Origin of the sequence: Ottowia sp., from assembly GCF_016703145.1 — a bacterium.
In the GTDB taxonomy this organism is placed as follows: Bacteria; Pseudomonadota; Gammaproteobacteria; order Burkholderiales; family Burkholderiaceae_C; genus Ottowia.
On the sequence record NZ_JADJCO010000004.1, the window covers coordinates 22,271 to 42,763 of the forward strand.

A 20,493-nucleotide genomic window follows, 5' to 3' on the forward strand; every position below is an offset into this window, starting at 1 on the left:
AAATCGCTTGCTTTGTGAAAATAAAAAGGCCTTTGCCCGTGCCAGTCAAGCGCTGGCAGCTATGCTTTCAGAAGCATCCCAGGCCAATCAGCCGAGCGCGCGTCCCATCGCCTCGCCCATCCGGACGGCGCCGCCGGGCGCCCAGCCGGGGTTGAAGCGCAGCGTGCCGCGCGGCCACAGCAGCACCACCGTGGAGCCGAGCAGGAAGCGCCCCATCTCGGCGCCCCGGGCCAGATCGACGGGCCGGTCCGCGTAGTCGAAGCGGCGCACCGCGCCCGGCCGCGGCGGGTTGACCACGCCGTGCCACACGGTCGCCATGCTGCCGACGATGGTGGCGCCCACCAGCACCAAGGCCAGGGGGCCGCGCACGGTGTCGAACAGGCAGACCACGCGCTCGTTGCGCGCGAACAGCCCCGGCACGCCGCGCGCCGTGGTGGGGTTGACGGAGAACAGGTCGCCCGGCACGTGCGTCATCCGCACCAGCCGCCCGGCGCAGGGCATGTGGATGCGGTGGTAGTCCCGCGGGCTCAGGTACAGCGTGGCGAACTGGCCGTCCTCGAACTCGGCCGCGAGCTGCTCGTCGCCCGCCAGCAGGGCGCGCGCGCCGTAGTGGTGGCCCTTGGCCTGGAAAATCTGCCCACGCTCGATGGCGCCGAACTGGCTGATGGCGCCGTCCACCGGGCACAGGTAGTCGGCCGCCGCCAGCGGCCGCGCGCCCGGGCGCAGCGCGCGCGTGAAGAAGTCGTTGAAGCTGGCGTAGCCGGCGATGTCGGGATTTGCCGCCTCGCTCATGTCCACCCCGTAGCGCGCCACGAAGCGGCGGATGGCCGCCTGCGTCAGCCCGCCCAGCTCGGCGCCCGCCAGCCGGCCTGCCAGCTGCGTCAGCGCGCGCCGGGGCATCAGGTACTGGGGCAGGACGGCGAGGCGGTCGGACAGGTCGGTGGGCACGGCGCACGGGTGGGAGGGGCAGCGCGCCATTCTAGTTTTGGCCGTTGCCTACTCTGGCTCGCCGATGGTCAGCGCGATCTCGCCCACGCCCTCGATGCGGCCGGCGAGCACGTCGCCAGGCTTGATCGGGCCGACGCCCTCGGGCGTGCCGGTGTAGATCAGGTCGCCCGGCTGCAGGTGGTAGTACTGCGACAGGTTGGCCACGACCTCGGGCACGCTCCAGATCAAGTCCCGCAGGTCGGCGCTTTGCTTGACCTGGCCGTTCACGCTGAGCTGGATGGCGCCGCTGGCGGGGTGGCCGATCTCGCTGGCGGGCACCAGCGCGCTCATCACGGCCGACTGCTCGAAGTCCTTGCCGAAGTCCCAGGGGCGGCCGGCCTCGCGCGCCTTGATCTGAAGGTCGCGCCGCGTCATGTCCAGCCCGCAGGCGTAGCCCCACACGCTCTCCAGCGCCTGCTCGGGCTCGGCGCGGAAGGTGGGCCGGCCGATGGCGATGACCAGCTCCATCTCGTAGTGGTAGTTCTGGCTGCCCAGCGGATAGGGCACGGTGGCGCCGCTCATCACCAGGTCGATGGGCGTCTTGCTGAAGTAGAAGGGCGGCTCGCGGTCGGGGTCGGACCCCATCTCGCGCGCATGGGCGGCGTAGTTGCGGCCGACGCAGAAGATGCGGCTGACGGCGTAGTGCCGCGCGCCGCCGCGCACCGGCACGGCGGCCTGGGGGGCGGGCGTGAAGACGTAGTTGTTCATGGGCGTTCGCTTTCAAAAAGATAGCTGGTGGCGCAGCGTGGGTGGGCGCAACCGGCCGGAAAGCCTCATGGCATCCGGGCAGGCGCCGCATCGGCCGGTGATCGGCCACGGGCCCGATTGTCGCTGGCGGCGCCGCGCCACGGCGCGCGGGCACAATGCCGCCCATGCCTCCCGCCGCCCCGCCGCTGCTGCTGCACGTGCAGGATCTCGTCAAGACCTACGCTGGCGCGCGCGTGGTGGACGGGGTGGGCTTCGCCATCGCGCCGGGCGAATGCCTGGGGGTGATCGGCCCCAACGGCGCCGGCAAGACCACCACCCTGCGCATGTGCCTGGGCCTGGCCGCGCCCGACGCCGGACGCATCGAGTACTTCGCCCGGCCCGACGGCACCGCGCTCGCCATGCCGCGCGACGCGCTGGCCATCAAGGCGCGGCTGGGCGTGGTGGCGCAGTTCGACTCGCTCGACCCCGACTTCACCTGCGCCGAGAACCTGCAGGTCTTCGGCCGCTACTTCGGGCTGAAGCGCGCGGTGCTGGATGAGCGCGTGCCGCAGCTGCTGGATTTCGCCGCCCTGGCCCACAAGGCCGACGTCCGGCCTGGCGAGCTGTCGGGCGGCATGCGGCGGCGCCTGTCGCTGGCGCGCGCGCTCATCAACAACCCCGACCTGCTGCTGCTGGACGAGCCCACCACCGGGCTCGATCCGCAGGCGCGCCACCTGATGTGGGAGCGGCTGCAGCGGCTGCTGCAGGGCGGCAAGTCGATCCTGCTGACCACGCACTTCATGGACGAGGCCGAGCGCCTGTGCTCGCGCCTGCTGGTGCTGGACCACGGCCGCAAGATCGCCGAGGGCCGCCCGCGCGAGCTGATCGCCGAGCACCTGGAACGCGAGGTGGTCGAGGCCTACGGCCCCGGCGCGCCGGCGCTGGCCGCCTCGCCCCTGGCCGCGCACGCCCAGCGCGTGGAGCAGAGCGGCGAGACGCTGTTCTTCTACACCCACCGCGCCCGCGCCCTGCTGGAGGCGCTGCAGGCGCACCCGCAGCTGCGCACGCTGCACCGGCCGGCGAACCTGGAGGACTTGTTCCTCAAGCTCACCGGCCGCCAGATCAGGGAGGATGGATGAGGCCCCCACGCTCCCCCGCTGCGCGAGGTGCGCTGCCCCCCGAGGGGGCTGTTCCGCCTTGGGGCGGCCCGGCGGCGAAACGTCCTGGCCCATGGGAAACACGGGAACCCACATGAAGAACCCCTCGATCTGGGCGCCGCCGCGCCTGTCGATGCGCTGGTGGCCAGTGTTCCGGCGCAACCTGCTGGTGTGGCGCAAGCTGGCCGTGCCCAGCCTGCTGGCCAACATCGGCGAGCCGCTGACCTGGCTGGTGGCCTTCGGCTACGGGCTGGGCGCGCTGGTGGGCGAGGTACCGGTGGGCGGCGGGCAGGCCGTGCCCTACCTGCTGTTCCTGGCCAGCGGCTCGATCTGCATGAGCGCGATGAACGCGGCCAGCTTCGAGGCGCTGTACTCGGCCTTCTCGCGCATGCACGTGCAGAAGACCTGGGACGGCATCCTGAACGCGCCGGTGGAGCTGGACGACGTGGTGCTGGCCGAGATGCTGTGGGCCGGCTTCAAGGCGCTGTTCTCGGTCACCGCCATCCTGGGCGTGATGCTGGCGCTGGGCATCAGCCACAGCCCCAAGCTGCTGGTGGCCTGGCCGGTGCTGCTGGGCGTGGGCATCACCTTCGCCAGCATGGCGCTGGTGTTCAACGCCAAGGCCAAGGGCTACGACTTCTTCACCTACTACTTCACGGTGGTGCTTTCGCCCATGATGTTCCTCTCCGGCGTGTTCTTTCCGCGCGAGCAGTTGCCCGGCGTGGTGCGCGCCATCGCCGACTGGCTGCCGCTGTCGGCCGCCGTGGACCTGGTGCGGCCGATGTTCCTGGACCAGTGGCCCGACAATCCCTGGCGCCACGCGGCGGTGCTGGCGCTGTACGCGGTCGCCAGCTTCTGGGCCGCGCTGGCCTTCACGCGGCAGCGGTTCCGCCGCTGAAAACTCCTTTTTTTATAGCTGTTGGCGTAGTATCCACGCGGGATTGAGGCCAATTTTACTTAGAATCATCTTTTCACCGGAGAACACAGCATGAGCATCACCACCGTTGGCATCGTCGGCGCCGGCACCATGGGCAACGGCATCGCGCAAGCCTGCGCCGTGTCGGGCATCCAGGTCGTCATGGTCGACATCGCCCAGGCCGCCGTGGACAAGGGCCTGGCCACCATAGGTAAAAGCCTGGACCGCCTGGTCGGCAAGGAGAAGATCACCGAGGCCGACAAGGCCATCGCCCTCGGCCGCATCAAAGGCTCGACCAACTACGACGACCTGCAGGCCGCCCAGTTGGTGATCGAGGCCGCCACCGAGAACCACGAGCTGAAGAACAAGATCCTCAAGACCCTGGACGGCCTGCTGGCGCCCGAGGTCATCATCGCCACCAACACCTCGTCCATCTCCATCACCCAGCTCGCCGCCGCCACGTCGCGGCCCGAGCGCTTCATCGGCATGCACTTCTTCAACCCGGTGCCGATGATGGCGCTGGTGGAGCTGATCCGAGGCTACCTGACCAGCGACGCCACGCACGAGGCCGTGAAAGCGCTGGCCGTGCGGCTGGGCAAGTCGCCCATCACGGTGAAGAACGCGCCCGGCTTCGTCGTCAACCGCATCCTGGTGCCGATGATCAACGAGGCCTTCTTCGTGCTGGCCGAGGGCCTGGCCACGCCCGAAGACATCGATGCCGGCATGCGCCTGGGCTGCAACCACCCCATCGGCCCGCTGGCGCTGGCCGACATGGTGGGCCTGGACGTGTGCCTGGCGGTGATGGAGGTGTACCTGGCAGAATTCGGCGACAGCAAGTACCGCCCCTGCCCGCTGCTGCGCGAGATGGTCGCCGCCGGCCAACTGGGCCGCAAAACGGGGCGCGGCGTGTACAGCTACGCCTGAGGGCTCACAGCCTTGCCAGCGCGGCCTTCACGTCGGCCACGCTGAGCACCTCGCTCAGCACCACCGGCGCCTGACCCGGCGCCTGCAGCAGGTAGACGGGCACGCCGCCGCGGCCCAGCCGCTGCAGCTCGGCGGTGATGGCGGCATCGCGCCGCGTCCAGTCGGCGCGCAGGGTCTGCACGCGCGCCGCGTCCAGCGCGGCCAGCACCTCGGCGCTGGCCAGGGTGGTCTTCTTGTTGTATTGGCAGGTCACGCACCAGGCGGCGGTGAAGTCCACGAACACCGGCTGGCCGCCGGCCAGCAGGGCCTGCACGCGCCCGGGCGACCAGGGCTGCCAGCGCTCGCCGGCCGCCGCCGTGGCGGGCGCGGGCGCCACCACCAGCGGCCCCAGGCTGGGCAGCAGGAAGGCCGCCAGTGCCACGGCCAGCGCGCCGACGACCCAGCGCGTGCGGCCGGCCAGCCCCAGCCCCAGCGCCCACAGCACGAAGGCCAGCGCCACCAGCAGCGCCAGCAGCGCGCCGGCGCCGTCGATGCCGCTCTGCTGGCCCAGCACCCACAGCAGCCAGACGGCGGTGCCGAACATCGGGAACGCCATGAACTTCCTGAACACGTCCATCCACGCGCCGGGCCGGGGCAGCCACCCGGCCACGGCGGGCACCCAGGTGGCGGCCAGGTAGGGCAGCGCCATGCCCAGCCCGATGGCGGCGAAGATGGCCAGCGCCTGCGCCACTGGCAGCCCCACCGCCAGCCCGAGCGAGGCGCCCATGAACGGCGCCGTGCAGGGCGAGGCCACGGCCACCGCCAGCACGCCCGACAGCCCGGCATCGGCGACCGGATGCCGGGCCTGCAGCGTCGCCACGCCGTTGGGCACGAAGCGGCCGAACTCGAACACGCCCGCCAGGTTGAGCCCAATCACCGTGAACAGCGCCGCCAGCGCCGCCACCACGGCGGGCGACTGCAACTGGAAGCCCCAGCCCAGCTGCTGCCCGGCCGCGCGCAGCGCCAGCATCAGCGCGCCCAGCAGCACGAAGGACAGCACCACGCCGGCGCCGTAGGCCAGCCCGCCCAGGCGCTGCGCGCGCCGGTCACCGCCGTGGCGGGCGAAGCCCAGCACCTTGATGGCCAGCACCGGGAACACGCAGGGCATGAGGTTGAGCACCAGCCCGCCGACCAGCGCGCCCAGCAGCGCCAGCGCGAAAGTGCCGGCCGGCACGGCCTGCGCGGCGGGCGGCAGGAGCGACCCGCCGGCCGGGGACGCCCCCCCCGCCGCCGCGTTGGCCTGCAGCGCGGCCTGCAGCGCGGGCGACAGGCCGGCCACCGGCGCTGGCGCGGGCCAGTCGCCCTCGACCGCCGCGTCGGCGCGCCAGCCCTGGCCGCCGGCCACCAGCACCAGGGGCAGGCGCGCGGGGCTGTCGGCGCGGTCGGGCGACACGGGCAGGTCGGCCGTCCACGCGTCGCCGTCCCAGCGCTGCGTCCAGGTGCGAGGGCCGGGCGCGTCGCCCGGCGCGGCGGCGGCGACGAGGATGTTGGGCGTCTCGGGGAACAGCTCCAGCGCCTGCCCGCGCACGCTGGCGGGCAGCCCGGCCACGCGCACGGCCAAGCGCCGGCCGTCGTCCCGCAGCGCGGCCTGGTGCGCGCCCGGCAGCTCGGCGGGCTGGCTGGCCAGCGCCGCGTCGAAGGCGGCGCCGTTCAGGGCGGTGGAGCTGCGCAAGGGCAGCTGCAGCGCGAACTCGCCCTCCTGCGGGATGCACTCCTGCCGGCACACCAGCCAGGTGGCCTTCAGGCGGATGTCCATGGCCCGGGCCAGCACGGGCGGCTGGTAGCCGGGCGTGACGATGAGGGCACGGGCAGCAGCACCGTGCCCTCGTAGCCGTAGTTGGCCAGGTCGCCGATGGGGATCTTGCGGGGCAGCGGCCAGGCGACGTCGCCAGCCATCACGCCGGGCGGCAGCGTCCACTGCAGCTCGGTCGGCAGGCCGGAATCGCCCGAATTCTTCCAGTAGGTGTGCCACCCGGGCTGGTGCGTGATCCGCAGCCCCAGCCACACGGGCGCCGCCGAGCTGGGCGCCCCGTCCACCGGCACACCCTGCGGCGCGTGGGCCAGCAGCGTGGCGTTGACCTGTTCCGTCCGCACCTCGGATTTCAAGTCATTTTGGGCTTGAACCGGCGTGGTTATTAATCCAATAGCTACCATTAATGTAGCAACCAGCGAAGCGATCGAAAGGCGTGAAAAGAACATCAGGGCAAGGTCGAAGGCAATTGCGTGGGAGGCGGGCGCCAACCGTTTGGTTCCGCGGCGCTGCCACGGCCAGCGTGGCCATGGCGGCGCGGAGCATGCAAATGTCGCACAGCCGTGGTAATTTTGGCGTCGTCTGTGTCCCATGGCCGGCCACGGCGGCGGCCCCTGACGCGCCGCCGAGCCCGCTTGCAAAGGAGCCCGAGCACGATGCGCGTGACGATCCCCTCCGCCCTGGAGGCCCCTCTCCACCAATGGGCCGACCGCCTGCGCCAGCGGCTGGATCTGCCGTTGCTGGTGCGCTGGCAAGGCGGCGCCGGCCTGCGGCTGGGCCAGTTCGACATCCCGCGCGTGACGCTGGACGTGCGCGACGCCGCCGGCGCGGCCGCGCTGCTGGCCCCGTCGCTGGACAGCCTGGGGCAGGCCTACGTGGAGAGCCACATCGACGTCCACGGCTCGGTCCAGGACGTCATCGACATCGCTCACCGCCTGGCCGAGTCGGGCGCGGCCGATGAGGACGCGGGCTGGATGGGCCGCGCCGTGCGCCGCCTCATCGACGCCACGCACCACACCCGCGCGCAGGACCGCGAGGCCATCCAATACCACTACGACGTCTCCAACGCCTTCTATGCCGAGTGGCTGGACCCGGCCATGGTCTATTCGTGCGCCTACTTCGAGAACGGCGACGAGACCCTGGCCGAGGCGCAGGCCAAGAAGATCGATCACATCCTGACCAAGCTGCGCCTGCAGCCCGGCCAGACGCTGCTGGACATCGGCTGCGGCTGGGGCGCGCTGGTGCTGCGCGCGGCCGGGCGGTTCGGCGCCCGCTGCGTCGGCATCACGCTGTCGCGCAACCAGCTCGACCTGGCCACCGAGCGCGTGCGCGCCGCCGGCCTTCAAGACCGTGTGGAAATCCGCCTGCAGGACTACCGCGACGTGCAAGGCACGTTCGACCGCGTCAGCAGCGTCGGCATGTTCGAGCACGTGGGACTGAAGAACCTGGCGCCCTACTTCCGCATCGTGCACGACCTGCTGGCGCCCGGCGGCTGGGCGCTGAACCACGGCATCACCTCGACCGACCCGTACAACGGCGAGACCAGCCACGGCGGCGGTCGCTTCATCGACCGCTACGTGTTCCCGCAGGGCGAGCTGCCGCACATCGGCACCGTGCTCACCGCCATGCAGCAGGGCGGCCTGGAAGCCGTGGACGCCGAGAGCCTGCGCCGCCACTACGCCCGCACGCTCAAGTGCTGGAGCGACAGCTTCGAGGCCCGGGGCGAGCACCTGAAGACCCTGGTGGACGAGCGGCGATGGCGCATCTGGCGCATGTACCTGATGGGCTGCCAGTGGGCCTTCGAGCACGACGAGATCTCGCTCTTCCAGGTGCTGTGCCGCCGCGCCGGCCAGGATGCGGACAGCCTGCCGTGGTCGCGCGGGTGGATGTACCCACCGCGCTGACCCCCTCGGCTCGTCAGCCCTTCTTGCGGTGCGCCCGCGGGTGCGCTGCGTCGTAGGCCTTGGCCAGGTGCTGGAAATCCAGCCGCGTGTACACCTGCGTGGTGCCGATGTGCGCGTGGCCCAGCAGCTCCTGCACCGCGCGCAGGTCGCCACTGGACTGCAGCACGTGGCTGGCGAAGGAGTGGCGCAGCATGTGCGGATGCACTGGCGTGGCCAGCCCGGCGCGCAGGCTGCGGCGGCGCAGGCGCTGCCAGATGGACTGCGCGGTCAGGCGCGTGCCGCGCCGGCCGATGAACAGGGCCCGCGCCGCGTCGGCGCCCGCCGCCGCCGGCACGTCGCCCCGGAGGGCCAACCAGCGCCGCAGTGCCGCCGCGGCGGCCCGGCCCAGGGGCACGGCGCGGCGCTTGCCGCCCTTGCCCTGCACCTGCACCTCGGCGCCGTCCAGGTCGATCCAGCCGCGCCCGGCGCGCAGCGCGCCGTCGCTGGCGGCCACGTCCAGGCCGGTCAGCTCGCCCACGCGCAGGCCGCTGCCGTAGAGCAGCTCGACCACGGCGGCGTCGCGCGCGTCCAGCCAGGGGTCGTCCTCGCCGCCGGCCGCGTGCTCGGCCAGTTGCACGGCCTCGTCCACGCCCAGGGCCTTGGGCAAAGGACGGGGCTGCCTGGGCGCGCGCACGTCCTGCACCGGGTTGGCGGCGATGCGGCCTTCGCGCCCGAGCCAGGCGTAGAAGCCGCGCCAGCCCGACAGGATCAGGGCGATGCCGCGCCCGCCGCGCCCGCCGGCGTGCATCCGCGCCACCCAGCCCCGCACGTGCGCCGGCTGCACCTCGGCCAGGGCCACGCCGGCGGTGGCGGCGAAGGCGGCGAGCTTGTCCAGATCAAGCCCGTAGAGGGTGACGGTGCGGGCGGCCAGGCGCTTCTCGACGCGCACGTGCGCCAGGTAGCGCTCCACCAGGGCCGCATCGGCGGCGGACAAAAGGGGTGAGGCCAGTGTCTCCATGCTATTTAAATAATAGCTTCTAGCACAATAGGGGCACCGGCCTCAGGCCGATTTCACTCAGAAATCAGGCATCCCGCACCCTGGAGAGCGCCGCGCTGGCCAGCTCGGCGATGCGCTCCAGGAAGTCGGTGGCCATGCCGGCCTGGTAGCGCGTGCCGTCGGGCGAGGCCAGCACCAGCAGGCCGAAGGCGGGCGCGGTGGCGCCGGCGCGCAGGGGAATGAGCGCCACCGAGGCGGCGGCCTCGGGGTCGTCCAGCCACTGCACGGCGTCGAAGCCGGCGTTGACGCCGCAGTACGGCGTGGTGAGCGAGCTGGCCAGGCTCCTGGCGTCGTTGCCAGCGCCCTGCGCGAACGGCTCGCCGGCGTAGACTTCGGCCACGTCCCACAGCTTGAGTGCGGCCTGCGGCACGCTGAACTGGGCGCGGATCTCGCTCACCAGCACGGCCGGCAGGTCGGCCCCGCGCGCAACCAGGAAGAGCTGGCGCGACCAGCGCTGCAGCTTGTCACCGATCAGCATGTTCTCGTTGCCGTGGCGCATCATCTCCATCAGGCGCTGCTCCAGCACCTTGATCTTCTCGCGCAGCATCTCGGCCTGCCGCTCCTGCAGGCTGACCGCGCGCCCGCCGTGCGGGCTGGTCAACTGCACGGCGCCCAGCAGGTCGGCGTGGCGCTCGAAGAAATCGGGCGTATGGATCAGGAACTGGGCGATGTCTTCTTCGGTGATGGGGGACATGGCGGTCATCTGGCGTCTCTGGGATCAGGGGTTGGCGGGAACGTCGATGGAGCCTTCGAACACGGTGGCGGCCGGCCCGGTCATGCGCACCGGGTCGGCGTCGCCGCTGGCCCATTCGATGGTGAGCAGGCCGCCGCGCGCCTGGACCTGGACGCAGGGATCGAGCAGGCCCAGGCGGATGCCGGCGACCACCGCCGCGCAGGCGCCGGTGCCGCAGGCCAGGGTCTCGCCCGCGCCGCGCTCGTGCACGCGCAGGCGCACGTGGCCGCGATCGACCACCTGCATGAAGCCGGCGTTGACGCGCTGCGGGAAGGCCGGATGGTGCTCGATCAGCGGACCCAGCGCGGCCACGGGCGCGGCGTCCACATCCTCGACCAGGGCGACGGCGTGCGGGTTGCCCATGGACAGGATTGCTACGTTGATCATAGCTTTCGGCACGGTATCCATGCCGACTGTCGCCGTTTTTGGCTTCAGATCGAGTGGCCAGAGCCGCCAGCCGCCGTGCGGCACCGGCGGGCGGCCGGCGGCGTCGAAGGGCACGGCGGCCAGGTCGAAGATGGGTGCGCCCATGTCCACGGCGACGCGGCCATCGGGCTGCTCGGCCAGATCGATCACGCCGTGCCTGAGCTGCGCCCGCACGCGCGTCTTGTCCGTCAGGCCGCGCTCGCGCACGTAGCGCACGAAGCAGCGCGCGCCGTTGCCGCAGTTCTCGACCTCGTGGCCGTCGCTGTTGTGGATGACGTAGCCGAAATCGGCGTCCGCATTCGGCGCCGGGCGCACGCTGAGGATCTGGTCCGCGCCCACGCCGAAGTGCCGGTCGGCCAACCAGCGGTACTGCGCCGTGCTCAAGCCCAGCGGCGCGGCGGTCTCGTCGAGCACCACGAAGTCGTTGCCCGCGCCCTGCATCTTGGTGAAGCGGATGTGCATGAGGGGAATTATCCCCGCATCCTCTCGGCGCTCGATTCTTGAAGAGATTCCGGCATTTCCCCGCGCCAATCCAGCACCGGCAGCTATTCCACCGATAGCATCAGTCCCGCCCGGCCACCGCCTTGTAGACCAGCGCGCCCAGCATGCCGCCCACGATGGGCGCGACCCAGAACAGCCACAGCTGGCCCACCGCGCCGGTCTGCGCGAACAGCGCCACGCCGGTGGAGCGCGCCGGGTTCACCGAGGTGTTGGACACGGGGATGCTGACCAGGTGGATCAACGTCAGGCACAGGCCGATGGCGATGGGCGCGAAGCCGGCCGGCGCGCGCGCGTCCGTGACGCCCATGATGACGAACAGGAACACCGCTGTCAGCACCACCTCGCACACCAGCACCGCCGTCATCGAATACTGGCCGGGCGACAGCTCGCCGAAGCCGTTGCTGGCAAAGCCCCCGGCCGCGAAGCCCGGCTTGCCGCTGGCGATGAGGTACAGCACGGCGGCGGCGGCGATGGCGCCGGCCACCTGCGCCGCGACGTAGGGCAGCAGGTCCCTGCCCGCGAAGCGCCCGCCCGCCCACAGGCCGAAGGACACCGCCGGGTTCAGGTGGCAGCCGGAGATGTGGCCGATGGCGTAGGCCATGGTCAGCACCGTCAGGCCGAAGGCCAGCGCCACGCCGGCGAAGCCGATGCCCAGCTCGGGAAAGGCGGCGGCCAGCACGGCGCTGCCGCAGCCGCCCAGCACCAGCCAGAAGGTACCGATCAGTTCGGCCAGGTACTTGTTCATGTTCATCCTCCAGGTCAGCAAGAAAATCTGGAACGACCCCCGCGGGCGCCATTGCTCGCATTGTGTCGTGCAGTCATGTCAGGCCGGTGAAGCGCCCGCCCCTTTCGCGATCTCTCCCGCGGTGTCCGTGCATTCGTGCCGCTTTCCGTTGCGGCGCCGCCGCGCCCTACAAGAGCGAGCCGCCCCCAGCCTGGAGCGGCGCCACGCCCAGGTGGCGGTACGCGGCCAGCGTGGCCACGCGCCCGCGCGGGGTGCGCTGCAGGTAGCCCTGCTGGATCAGGTAGGGCTCGATCACGTCCTCGATGGTGCCGGGCTCCTCGCCGATGGCGGCGGCCACGTTGTCCAGGCCGACCGGGCCGCCGTCGAAGCGGTGGATCACCGCCTCCAGCAGCTTGCGGTCCATCAGGTCGAAGCCCTGCGGGTCCACGTCCAGCATGGCCAGCGCGTCGTGCGCGATGGCGCGGGTGATGCGGCCGTCGCCCTTCACGTCGGCGAAGTCGCGCACGCGGCGCAGCAGACGGTTGGCGATGCGCGGCGTGCCGCGCGAGCGGCGGGCGATCTCGAACCCGCCCTCGGGGTCGGTCTCCACCTGCAGCAGGCCGGCCGAGCGGGCGACGATGCGCGCCAGCTCGTCGGGCGTGTAGAACTCCAGCCGCGCCACGATGCCGAAGCGGTCGCGCAGCGGGTTGGTCAGCATGCCGGCGCGCGTGGTGGCGCCCACCAGGGTGAAGGGCTGCACGTCCAGCTTGATCGAGCGCGCGGCCGGGCCCTCGCCGATCAGGATGTCGATCTGGTAGTCCTCCAGCGCGGGGTAGAGGATCTCCTCCACCACGGGCGAGAGGCGATGGATCTCGTCGATGAACAGGACGTCGTTGCGCTCCAGCCCGGTGAGCAGCGCCGCCAGGTCCTTGGGCTTCTCCAGCACGGGGCCGCTGGTCTGGCGCAGGTTCACGCCCAGCTCGTGGGCAATGATGTGGCTGAGCGTGGTCTTGCCCAGCCCCGGCGGGCCGAACAGCAGCACGTGGTCCAGCGCCTCGCCACGCTTGCGGGCGGCGCCGATGAAGATCTCGAGCTGCGCGCGTGCCTTGGCCTGGCCCACGTAGTCGTCCAGCAGCTTGGGGCGCAGCGCGCGCTCCAGCGCCTCCTCGCGCGGCGAGGCGGCGGCGGCCGACACCACGCGCGGCGCGGGGCCGCCGGGAGGCAGGGCGAAGTCGTCGGTGTGAATGGTCATGGCCTGACCTCGTCAAGATAGCGCTTCAACCCGGTGAGCAACTTTCCGAGACTTGGAGAACAGGGCGGGTCCAAACTCAGATAAGGCGCGATCGCGTCGGCCCAGGCGGCTTTGTCACGCCCGGTCACGGGGAGATCCACGCTCAGAACGGCGGCCAGGCGCTCCCATGCCCCGACAATGGCGTCTGCTTCCATTCCTTTCAACAAGCTGATCTTGGCCTTCGGAAATGCAGTCCTGATGGCATTCGGATCCGCTAGAAACCAGCTTTCCGTTTCCTCGATCGCCAAGCGAAACAGCACGCGTGGCCTGCGCGGCAGCGCTGCCAGCATCTCGTTCAGCCGTCGCAGTAAATCTCGGCAATCCTCATCATCCACATCGACGACCACCAGAACCAGCATATGGGGTAGCAACGATTTGCCGTACGCGCGCAACTTGGCAGGCAGTTGATCCAGCAGTCCACGATGCTTGGCATCAGGCATGCTCAGCGGATTGGTCGGCAGCCTGCCTTTCCCATGATGCGGATGAATTCTGAAATGGCGACGCTCCTCCAGTCCTAGGCGCGAGGTCAGCACATGCCGCACCATGGGCACATCGGCTGCGCCCTCCAGCAGCACCTCGATATACGGTTCGGTCATGGATTGCCGATGCCGAAATGGTTGCTGTACCAGAGACTGCCAGTAGGAATGCCTTCGTCAAACAGCGCCTTCACGCCCGGTATGTCCGCCGCCCGCGTGATGGTCGAGAACCCGTCTGCGCCTTTCTCCAGAATCCACACCTCCTCGGGTGTCAGCGCATCCACGAAATAGGGGGAGTGCGTGGTCACCAAAATCTGCAGTCCATTGTCCTTTCTGGAGAAAGCCTGCATCTCCTGTGCCAGCACGCTCAAAAGCTGGTGATGCAAGCCATTTTCAGGCTCCTCGATGCCGATCAAAGGTGCCGGCTCCGGATCTTCCATCAACAGAAGATAAGCCAGCAACTTGAGCGACCCGTCCGACATGTCCTGTTGGTAGAACGGCTTGTCGTAACCTGCCGCATGAAACTCCAGCAGCAAGCGCCCATCCGGCGCCTTGTCGGATCGGATCGACTCAATGCCTGGCAGCTTCGTGGCGATCAAGTCAAGCGCCGCCTTGAACCCTTTCGGCCTTTCGCGTTCGATGTACTGAAGGTACTTGGCCAGGTTGTCGCCTCTGCGGTTCAAATGCGGGTCTGCGCCAGCCATGGGTTGCGTGCGCGCCAGTTCGGGCACGAAGTACGACAAATACCATCCTGAAAGAAAAGCGCGGAACTGGCTGATGCGCGGGTGATCCTTGAGCGTTCCGAGGCTGGCGATGCCCAGTACCTGGCGGTCGCTCATCTGCACGTTGACGCGCTCATTGCCTTCCACGCCGTCGTGCTCCTCGCCAGACCAGGCGTAGCCATTCCCATCTGTCAACTCAAGAAAGCTGTAGGGTCGCCCGTTGGGCTGCCCCTTGCGACGCTGGCGCAGCCGCTCATAGACCACGCATACGCGCCCCTTTGCGTCGGTATCGATGTGCAGGCTGTAGCTGATCGGGCGGCTCTGGCTGGTTTCGCGATAGCGAATCTCGAACTTGATGGGCTCGTCAATCCCCTTGGTGCGCAAGCGTTCGAATCCGCCCCGATGCGGGCGGTCGCAAGCAGCCTCCACGCCGTCGTTCAAACAATCACCCATGAATCCCAGCGCATCCAGCAAGGTGGATTTGCCAACGCCATTGGCGCCGATCACCGCCATCAAGCGCGGCAAGACCTTGCCCAGTTGCTGATCAAAAGTCTGCCCCAGCGTCACACCCCTCAAACTGCGGTAGTTCTGAATGCTGAGCCCCTCAAGTACGGCCATGCTGCCCCCTCATGTCATGTCACTACCTCGCCAGCGCCTTCAACGCCAGCCGGATCCCCTCGCTCACGCCCACGCCGGGCGGCAGCGCCTTCAGCGCGGCGCCGGCCTCCTTGTCGCTGTAGCCCAGCGCCAGCAGGGCCTGCAGGATGTCGCCCTCTGCATCGCTGGCCGGCGCGGCGGGCGCGCCGAGGTCGGCGCCGATCTTGCCCTTGAGCTCCAGCAGCAGGCGCTCGGCCGTCTTCTTGCCGATGCCCGGCACCTTGACCAGGCGGCCCGGCTCCTGCGCGGTGACGGCCTGGCCCAGCTCGGCCACGCTCATGCCGGAGAGCACGGCCAGTGCCGTGCGCGGGCCGACGCCGCTGATGCGCACCAGCAGCCGGAAGGCTCCGCGCTCGGCCGCGGTGCCGAAGCCGTACAGCACCTGCGCGTCCTCGCGCACCACGAAATGGGTCAGCAGCTGCACCCGCTCGCCCAGGGCCGGCAGGTGGTAGAAGGTGCTCATGGGCACGTCCACCTCATAGCCGACGCCGTGGCAGTCGAGCAGGATTTGCGGCGGGTTCTTTTCGGCCAGCAGGCCGCTGAGGCGTCCGATCACGGGGTCTGGATCCGGGTGGGAAAGCGCCGCCTAGGGCGCCATCGTTTGATGATAAATCAAGCCCTCCACGCAGATGCCACCTGCGCCCGCAGCTATATGAAAAATAGCGCTCGGCAATGCGGGACAATGCGGGCGTGATCCTGCGCCATACCTTCAATCCCCCCCACAACACGCGGCTGGCCCACCTGTGCGGCCCGACCGACGAGCACCTGCGCACCATCGAGGCCGGGCTGCAGGTCGGCATCGCGCACCGCCACGAGCAGTTCAAGATCGACGGCCCCAAGAAGCAGGCCGAGCGCGCCATGGAGGTGCTGCAGGCCCTGTACGAGCTGGCTGAGCGCCCGATCCAGCCCGAGACGGTGCAGCTCATGCTGGCCGGCGACGGCGGCGAGGCGGCCGACGGCGCGATGGTGTTGGCGACGCGCCGCGCCGACCTGCGGGCGCGCACGCCCAACCAGAGCGCGTACCTGGACAACATCGCCGGCCACGACATCACCTTCGGCATCGGCCCCGCCGGCACCGGCAAGACCTACCTGGCCGTGGCCTGCGCCGTCGACGCGCTGGAGCGCCACGCGGTGCAGCGCATCGTGCTCACGCGCCCGGCGGTGGAGGCTGGCGAGCGCCTGGGCTTCCTGCCGGGCGACCTGACGCAGAAGGTGGACCCCTACCTGCGCCCCCTGTACGACGCGCTGTACGACCTGATGGGGTTCGACCGCGTGGCCAAGGCGTTCGAGCGCGCCCAGCTGGAGATCGCGCCGCTGGCCTTCATGCGCGGGCGCACGCTGAACAATGCCTTCGTCATCCTCGACGAGGCGCAGAACACCACGCCCGAGCAAATGAAGATGTTCCTCACCCGCATCGGCTTCGGCAGCCGCTGCGTGGTGACGGGCGACGTGAGCCAGATCGACCTGCCCAAGAGCGCCACCAGCGGCCTGATCGACGCCGAGCGTGTGCTCAAGCGCGTCAAGGGCATCGCCTTCACCCGCTTCACCAGCGCCGACGTGGTGCGCCACCCCCTGGTGGCGCGCATCGTCGATGCCTACGACGCGCGGGGCCGTGCCGGCGCGCGCGGCGGCGATTGAGCTGCTGCGTTATTCATAGCTAATTACGCTGATAGGGCGCCGGCTACAGGCCAAAAACATTCATAAACCCCTGCCGCCATGCCGCCGCCTCCCCTGGCCCTGTCCCTGCAGTTCGCCCGCTTCGACGGCGCCGCCGCGCACCGCGCCGCCCTGCCGCGCCACCGCGTCGCGCGCTGGCTGCGTGCCGCGCTGAGCGAGGACGTGCAGGCGGCCGAGATCACGGTGCGCATCGTCGATGCCGGCGAGGGCCGCCAGCTCAACCGCGACTACCGCGGCAAGGACTACGCCACCAACGTGCTGACCTTCGACTACGCCGGCGCCCCCGAGGTCGCGGCCGACCTGGTGCTGTGCGCGCCGGTGGTGGCCCGCGAGGCCACCGAGTTGGGACGGCCCCTGGGCGCGCATTACGCGCACCTGCTGGTGCACGGCGCGCTGCACGCCCAGGGCTGGGACCACGAGACCAGCGAGGCCGACGCCGAGGCCATGGAAGCGCGCGAGGCCGCCATCCTGGCCGCGCTGGGCTTTGCCAACCCATACGGCGACGACGGATGCGGCGCGCCGTAGCGCCCTACCCGCCGCGGCGCAGGTGCGGGCACCTGTTGAACGGCGTCGAGGTGGTGCCAGTGTGGGAGTTGCCTGCGCTGGTTGCTGAATTGGGTTGACAGGCCCACGGCTCGCGCGGCCTGGATCGGGTAGGGCGGTGAGACTACGCTCACCGCCCGCCCACACCACCGTGCCGCGGTTCGCCTCGTCCAACCTGGTGGACAACGCGGTCAAGTGCGCCCAGCGGGACGACACCCAGGGCGGCCTGAGACGAGGGGCCCGGCCTGCGGCCCGGCGCGGCCGAACAGCTCTTCGAGCGCGGGCAGCGCGGCGGCCACCGGGCGCATGGCTTCGGCCTGGGGCTGTGGGTGGCGCGGCACATCGCGCGGCTGCACGGCGGCGCCTGCTTCACGCTCAGCCTGCCGGCGCAAGCGCCGCTGGAGGCCCTGGACGAGCGCGCCTTCGCCCTGACCAGCCCGGCGCCGACCGGATTTGAAAAGTTTTCCGGCCTCAGCCCGTGTAGAGCATGCGCTTTATGCTATTGAAATGAGAGCGAATTCAGCGTTCCGCCACCATCCGCAGCGGAATCGTCACCGGCCCGTCGTTGACCAGCATGACCTGCATGTCGGCGCCGAACTCGCCGGTCGCCACCCGCGGGTGCGCGGCGCGTGCCCGCGCCACGAAGTGCTCGTAGAGGCGCCGCCCCTCGTCGGGCGGCGCGGCGGCGGTGAAGCTGGGGCGGTTGCCGCCGGAGGTGTCGGCCGCCAGCGTGAACTGGCTGACGATCATCAGGTCGCCGCCCACGTCCTGCACGCTGCGGTTCATCTTGCCGGCCTCGTCGCCGAAGATGCGCAGCTTCAGCAGCTTGGCCAGCAGGCGGTCGGCCGTGGCCGCGTCGTCGCCGCGCTCGGCGCACAGCAGCACCAGCAGGCCGGCGCCGATGCGGCCCGCCGTGCGGCCCTCCACGGTGACGGCGGCTTGCGCGACGCGCTGGATCAGGGCTTGCATGTCGTCACCCTCATTCGGACTCCAGCGGCTCCACGTCCAGCGGCAGCAACTGGATGCTGGCGCGCAGGCCGGGCACGGCGTCCACCAGGGCCTGCTCCAGCTCGCCGCGCAGGGCGGCGGCGCGGCCCAGGCTCCAGCCGGCGGGCAGGTGCAGGTGCAGGCTCAGAAAGCGCCGCTGGCCGGCCCGGCGCGTCATCATGTGGTCGAAGCGCACGCGCCCTCCCGCGCCGTGCCGCTGGGCGAAGCGGGCCAGCACGGCATCGACGCGGGCCTGCACCTCGGGCTCGACCGCCGCGTCCATCAACCCCTGCGAGGAGCGCCAGACCAGCCGCCCGCCCTCGCGCACGATGTTCAGCGCCACCAGGATGGCGACCAGCGGGTCGAGCCACAGCCAGCCCGTCGCGGCCACCAGCACGAGGCCAGCGACCACGCCGACCGAGGTCCACACGTCCGTCAGCAGGTGCCGCGCGTCGCCCTCCAGCGCCATCGAGCGGTGCCGACGCGAGGCGCGCAGCATGGCCGCGGCCAGCCCCCCGTTCAGCCCCGAACTGATCATCGACAGCGCCAGGCCCCAGCCGAGCTGGTCGAGCGGCTGCGGGCGCCAGAACCTCGGCAGCGCGGCCCAGATGATGGCGGCGGCCGCAGCGATGATGAGGATGCCCTCGAAGCCGGAGGAGAAGTATTCGGCCTTGTCGTGACCGAAGGGGTGGTCCTCGTCCGCTGGCCGTGCCGCCACGGTGACCATCCACAGGCCGAAGGTGGCGCCGGCCAGATTGACCAGGGATTCCATCGCGTCCGACAGCAGGCCGACCGAGCCGGTCACCCACCAGGCCGCCGTCTTGAGCGCGATGGTGAGCAGGGCGACGCCGATGGAGACCGCCATCAGGCGGCGCGGCGTCATCCAGGCACTGGCGGGGGTCATGGCGCCCATTGTGGCGCGGCGGCGGCGCGCCCGGGCGGCATCGCGGGATTCAGCGCGAAAACAACCCGGAACCAGCGCCGGTATTGCGCCAACAACTATCAATTAAATTGCAATCGACTGGTGGCCGGCGAGGCCGCTCTCACGCCAGGGTCACGCGCGCGAACTTGCGCTTGCCCACCTGCACGACGTAGGTGCCCGCCGGCAGCTTGAGGCCCTTGTCGCCGACCACGCTGGAATCCACCCGCACGCCACCGCCGTCGATCAGGCGGTTGGCCTCGCTGGTCGAGGGCGCCAGGCCCGACAGCTTGAGCACCAGGCCGATGCCCAGCGGCGCGCCCGCCAGCGCGACCTCCGCGATCTTGTCCGGCACGCCGCCCTTGCTGCGGTGGATGAAGTCCTGCTCGGCGGCGTCGGCCGCCCGCGCGCTGTGAAAGCGCGTGGTGATCTCCTTGGCCAGCAGCACCTTGGCGTCCTTGGGGTTGCGGCCGGCGGCCACCTCGGCCTTCAGCGCCTCGATCTCGGCCAGCGAGCGGAAGGACAGCAGCATGTACCAGCGCCACATCAGCTCGTCGGAGATCGACAGTACCTTGGCGAACATGGTGTTGGCGTCCTCGCTGATGCCGATGTAGTTGTGCTTGCTCTTGGACATCTTCTCGATGCCGTCCAGGCCTTCGAGCAGCGGCATGGTCAGGATGCACTGCGGCTCCTGGCCGTACTCCTGCTGCAGGTGGCGGCCCATCAGCAGGTTGAACTTCTGGTCGGTGCCGCCCAGCTCCAGGTCGCTGCGCAGCGCCACCGAGTCGTAGCCCTGCATCAGCGGGTAGAGGAATTCGTGCACGCTGATCGACTGGCCGGCGTGGAAGCGCTTGTGGAAGTCGTCGCGCTCCATCATGCGCGCCACGGTGTAGCGGGCGGCGAGCTGGATCATGCCGCGCGCGCCCAGCGGGTCGCTCCACTCGGAGTTGTAGCGGATCTCGGTCTTGCTCTCGTCCAGCACCAGCTTGGCCTGGGCGAAGTAGGTCTCGGCGTTGGCGCGGATCTGCTCGGCCGTCAACGGCGGGCGGGTGCTGTTGCGGCCGGACGGGTCGCCGATCAGGCTGGTGAAGTCGCCGATCAGGAAAATCACCTGGTGCCCCAGGTCCTGCAGCTGGCGCATCTTGTTGAGCACCACCGTGTGACCCAGGTGGATGTCCGGCGCCGTCGGGTCCAGGCCCAGCTTGATGCGCAGCGGCTGGCCGCTGGCCTCGGCGCGCTGCAGCTTGGCCAGCCAGTCGGCCTGCGGCAGCAACTCGTCGCAGCCGCGCAGGCTGACGGCCAGGGCCTCGCGCACGCGGTCGGAAAGGGGAGCGCTGGTTACGGTGTCATCGGGCATCATGAGGCTTTGGGTTGTAGGCGCTGGCCTACGTCGGTATACTGTTCGATCAGGCCGCGATTCTAGAGGCCGGCTCTTCC

General features: G+C 70.3%; 20 protein-coding genes and 1 pseudogene. 7 read left to right on the forward strand and 14 right to left on the reverse strand.

From position 1 onward, the window contains the following. Positions 1 to 87: 87 nt before the first annotated feature. Both asd and IPG65_RS12815 read right to left on the reverse strand, forming a co-directional pair. Positions 88 to 936 carry an archaetidylserine decarboxylase gene (gene asd / locus IPG65_RS12810; RefSeq protein WP_293190238.1) on the reverse strand — a complete coding sequence of 283 codons (849 nt, stop codon included), beginning with the start codon at positions 934 to 936 and terminating at the stop codon, positions 88 to 90. Positions 937 to 996: 60 nt separating this feature from the next. Next, a complete protein-coding gene (locus IPG65_RS12815; protein WP_293190161.1) occupies positions 997 to 1,695 on the reverse strand; it encodes a fumarylacetoacetate hydrolase family protein in 699 nt (232 codons plus the stop codon). Between the two features lie 164 nt (positions 1,696 to 1,859). On the opposite strand from IPG65_RS12815, the gene IPG65_RS12820 reads away from it, so the two are divergent. The 3 genes from IPG65_RS12820 to IPG65_RS12830 all read left to right on the forward strand — a co-directional run bounded on the left by IPG65_RS12820 (position 1,860) and on the right by IPG65_RS12830 (position 4,671). Next, positions 1,860 to 2,813, forward strand: coding sequence for an ATP-binding cassette domain-containing protein (locus tag IPG65_RS12820; RefSeq protein WP_366932136.1), 954 nt, complete (start codon positions 1,860 to 1,862; stop codon positions 2,811 to 2,813). A gap of 112 nt (positions 2,814 to 2,925) precedes the next feature. Then, complete coding sequence (locus IPG65_RS12825) at positions 2,926 to 3,729, forward strand: ABC transporter permease (protein WP_293190165.1); 804 nt, start codon at positions 2,926 to 2,928, stop codon at positions 3,727 to 3,729. A gap of 90 nt (positions 3,730 to 3,819) precedes the next feature. Beyond that, on the forward strand, positions 3,820 to 4,671 hold the full coding sequence (locus tag IPG65_RS12830; protein ID WP_293190167.1) for a 3-hydroxybutyryl-CoA dehydrogenase: 852 nt from the start codon (positions 3,820 to 3,822) through the stop codon (positions 4,669 to 4,671). A 4-nt stretch (positions 4,672 to 4,675) separates the two neighbouring features. On the opposite strand, the pseudogene IPG65_RS12835 reads toward IPG65_RS12830, so the two are convergent. Then, a pseudogene (locus IPG65_RS12835) lies at positions 4,676 to 6,864 on the reverse strand (thioredoxin family protein). A gap of 264 nt (positions 6,865 to 7,128) precedes the next feature. On the opposite strand from IPG65_RS12835, the gene IPG65_RS12840 reads away from it, so the two are divergent. Continuing rightward, positions 7,129 to 8,364, forward strand: a complete 1,236-nt coding sequence (locus IPG65_RS12840) for a cyclopropane-fatty-acyl-phospholipid synthase family protein (RefSeq protein ID WP_293190240.1) — start codon at positions 7,129 to 7,131, stop codon at positions 8,362 to 8,364. A 13-nt stretch (positions 8,365 to 8,377) separates the two neighbouring features. Here the strand turns inward: IPG65_RS12840 and IPG65_RS12845 are convergent, their stop codons facing one another. From IPG65_RS12845 to ruvA, 8 genes are all read right to left on the reverse strand, one after another. Then, positions 8,378 to 9,361 (reverse strand): tyrosine recombinase XerC, encoded by a 984-nt coding sequence (locus tag IPG65_RS12845; protein ID WP_293190168.1) that lies wholly within the window; start codon positions 9,359 to 9,361, stop codon positions 8,378 to 8,380. A 64-nt stretch (positions 9,362 to 9,425) separates the two neighbouring features. Next, positions 9,426 to 10,103, reverse strand: a complete 678-nt coding sequence (locus IPG65_RS12850; RefSeq protein WP_293190170.1) for a DUF484 family protein — start codon at positions 10,101 to 10,103, stop codon at positions 9,426 to 9,428. Between the two features lie 15 nt (positions 10,104 to 10,118). Continuing rightward, complete coding sequence (gene dapF, locus IPG65_RS12855) at positions 10,119 to 11,021, reverse strand: diaminopimelate epimerase (RefSeq protein ID WP_293190172.1); 903 nt, start codon at positions 11,019 to 11,021, stop codon at positions 10,119 to 10,121. 100 nt (positions 11,022 to 11,121) lie between these two features. Then, positions 11,122 to 11,811 carry an aquaporin Z gene (gene aqpZ / locus IPG65_RS12860; protein WP_293190174.1) on the reverse strand — a complete coding sequence of 230 codons (690 nt, stop codon included), beginning with the start codon at positions 11,809 to 11,811 and terminating at the stop codon, positions 11,122 to 11,124. A gap of 160 nt (positions 11,812 to 11,971) precedes the next feature. Further along, on the reverse strand, positions 11,972 to 13,036 hold the full coding sequence (gene ruvB, locus IPG65_RS12865) for a Holliday junction branch migration DNA helicase RuvB (protein WP_293190176.1): 1,065 nt from the start codon (positions 13,034 to 13,036) through the stop codon (positions 11,972 to 11,974). Then, a complete protein-coding gene (locus IPG65_RS12870; RefSeq protein WP_293190178.1) occupies positions 13,033 to 13,671 on the reverse strand; it encodes a hypothetical protein in 639 nt (212 codons plus the stop codon). The genes ruvB and IPG65_RS12870 overlap by 4 nt, the downstream gene beginning before the upstream one ends. Then, on the reverse strand, positions 13,668 to 14,891 hold the full coding sequence (locus tag IPG65_RS12875) for an AAA family ATPase (RefSeq protein WP_293190180.1): 1,224 nt from the start codon (positions 14,889 to 14,891) through the stop codon (positions 13,668 to 13,670). The genes IPG65_RS12870 and IPG65_RS12875 overlap by 4 nt, the downstream gene beginning before the upstream one ends. Positions 14,892 to 14,913: 22 nt before the next feature. Continuing rightward, positions 14,914 to 15,486 carry a Holliday junction branch migration protein RuvA gene (ruvA, locus tag IPG65_RS12880; protein WP_293190182.1) on the reverse strand — a complete coding sequence of 191 codons (573 nt, stop codon included), beginning with the start codon at positions 15,484 to 15,486 and terminating at the stop codon, positions 14,914 to 14,916. 134 nt (positions 15,487 to 15,620) lie between these two features. Here ruvA and IPG65_RS12885 point away from each other — a divergent pair, with 134 nt between their 5' ends. The 3 genes from IPG65_RS12885 to IPG65_RS19385 all read left to right on the forward strand — a co-directional run bounded on the left by IPG65_RS12885 (position 15,621) and on the right by IPG65_RS19385 (position 17,656). Next, positions 15,621 to 16,568, forward strand: a complete 948-nt coding sequence (locus tag IPG65_RS12885; RefSeq protein WP_293190242.1) for a PhoH family protein — start codon at positions 15,621 to 15,623, stop codon at positions 16,566 to 16,568. Between the two features lie 78 nt (positions 16,569 to 16,646). Next, entirely contained in the window at positions 16,647 to 17,132 is a 486-nt protein-coding gene (gene ybeY / locus IPG65_RS12890; protein WP_293190184.1) for an rRNA maturation RNase YbeY, read from the forward strand. A 263-nt stretch (positions 17,133 to 17,395) separates the two neighbouring features. After that, complete coding sequence (locus IPG65_RS19385) at positions 17,396 to 17,656, forward strand: hypothetical protein (protein ID WP_366820511.1); 261 nt, start codon at positions 17,396 to 17,398, stop codon at positions 17,654 to 17,656. A gap of 13 nt (positions 17,657 to 17,669) precedes the next feature. Here the strand turns inward: IPG65_RS19385 and dtd are convergent, their stop codons facing one another. From dtd to tyrS, 3 genes are all read right to left on the reverse strand, one after another. Next, entirely contained in the window at positions 17,670 to 18,119 is a 450-nt protein-coding gene (gene dtd, locus IPG65_RS12895) for a D-aminoacyl-tRNA deacylase (protein WP_293190186.1), read from the reverse strand. Between the two features lie 10 nt (positions 18,120 to 18,129). Next, entirely contained in the window at positions 18,130 to 19,041 is a 912-nt protein-coding gene (locus tag IPG65_RS12900; protein ID WP_293190188.1) for a cation diffusion facilitator family transporter, read from the reverse strand. A 139-nt stretch (positions 19,042 to 19,180) separates the two neighbouring features. Beyond that, the gene (gene tyrS / locus IPG65_RS12905) at positions 19,181 to 20,413 is read right to left on the reverse strand and encodes a tyrosine--tRNA ligase (RefSeq protein WP_293190190.1); all 1,233 of its coding nucleotides are present in this window, start codon (positions 20,411 to 20,413) and stop codon (positions 19,181 to 19,183) included. Positions 20,414 to 20,493: the final 80 nt, after the last annotated feature.

Excerpts from the sequence above, each read along its gene's own strand:
- dapF (WP_293190172.1), bottom strand. The coding sequence starts at position 11,021 with ATGCACATCCGCTTCACCAAGATGCAGGGCGCGGGCAACGACTTCGTG.
- ybeY (WP_293190184.1), top strand. The coding sequence starts at position 16,647 with ATGCCGCCGCCTCCCCTGGCCCTGTCCCTGCAGTTCGCCCGCTTCGAC.
- IPG65_RS12820 (WP_366932136.1), top strand. The coding sequence starts at position 1,860 with ATGCCTCCCGCCGCCCCGCCGCTGCTGCTGCACGTGCAGGATCTCGTC.
- IPG65_RS12875 (WP_293190180.1), bottom strand. The coding sequence starts at position 14,891 with ATGGCCGTACTTGAGGGGCTCAGCATTCAGAACTACCGCAGTTTGAGG.
- ruvB (WP_293190176.1), bottom strand. The coding sequence starts at position 13,036 with ATGACCATTCACACCGACGACTTCGCCCTGCCTCCCGGCGGCCCCGCG.
- IPG65_RS12830 (WP_293190167.1), top strand. The coding sequence starts at position 3,820 with ATGAGCATCACCACCGTTGGCATCGTCGGCGCCGGCACCATGGGCAAC.
- tyrS (WP_293190190.1), bottom strand. The coding sequence starts at position 20,413 with ATGCCCGATGACACCGTAACCAGCGCTCCCCTTTCCGACCGCGTGCGC.
- IPG65_RS12825 (WP_293190165.1), top strand. The coding sequence starts at position 2,926 with ATGAAGAACCCCTCGATCTGGGCGCCGCCGCGCCTGTCGATGCGCTGG.
- IPG65_RS12900 (WP_293190188.1), bottom strand. The coding sequence starts at position 19,041 with ATGACCCCCGCCAGTGCCTGGATGACGCCGCGCCGCCTGATGGCGGTC.
- dtd (WP_293190186.1), bottom strand. The coding sequence starts at position 18,119 with ATGCAAGCCCTGATCCAGCGCGTCGCGCAAGCCGCCGTCACCGTGGAG.
- IPG65_RS12870 (WP_293190178.1), bottom strand. The coding sequence starts at position 13,671 with ATGACCGAACCGTATATCGAGGTGCTGCTGGAGGGCGCAGCCGATGTG.
- IPG65_RS12815 (WP_293190161.1), bottom strand. The coding sequence starts at position 1,695 with ATGAACAACTACGTCTTCACGCCCGCCCCCCAGGCCGCCGTGCCGGTG.
- IPG65_RS12850 (WP_293190170.1), bottom strand. The coding sequence starts at position 10,103 with ATGACCGCCATGTCCCCCATCACCGAAGAAGACATCGCCCAGTTCCTG.
- aqpZ (WP_293190174.1), bottom strand. The coding sequence starts at position 11,811 with ATGAACATGAACAAGTACCTGGCCGAACTGATCGGTACCTTCTGGCTG.
- IPG65_RS12845 (WP_293190168.1), bottom strand. The coding sequence starts at position 9,361 with ATGGAGACACTGGCCTCACCCCTTTTGTCCGCCGCCGATGCGGCCCTG.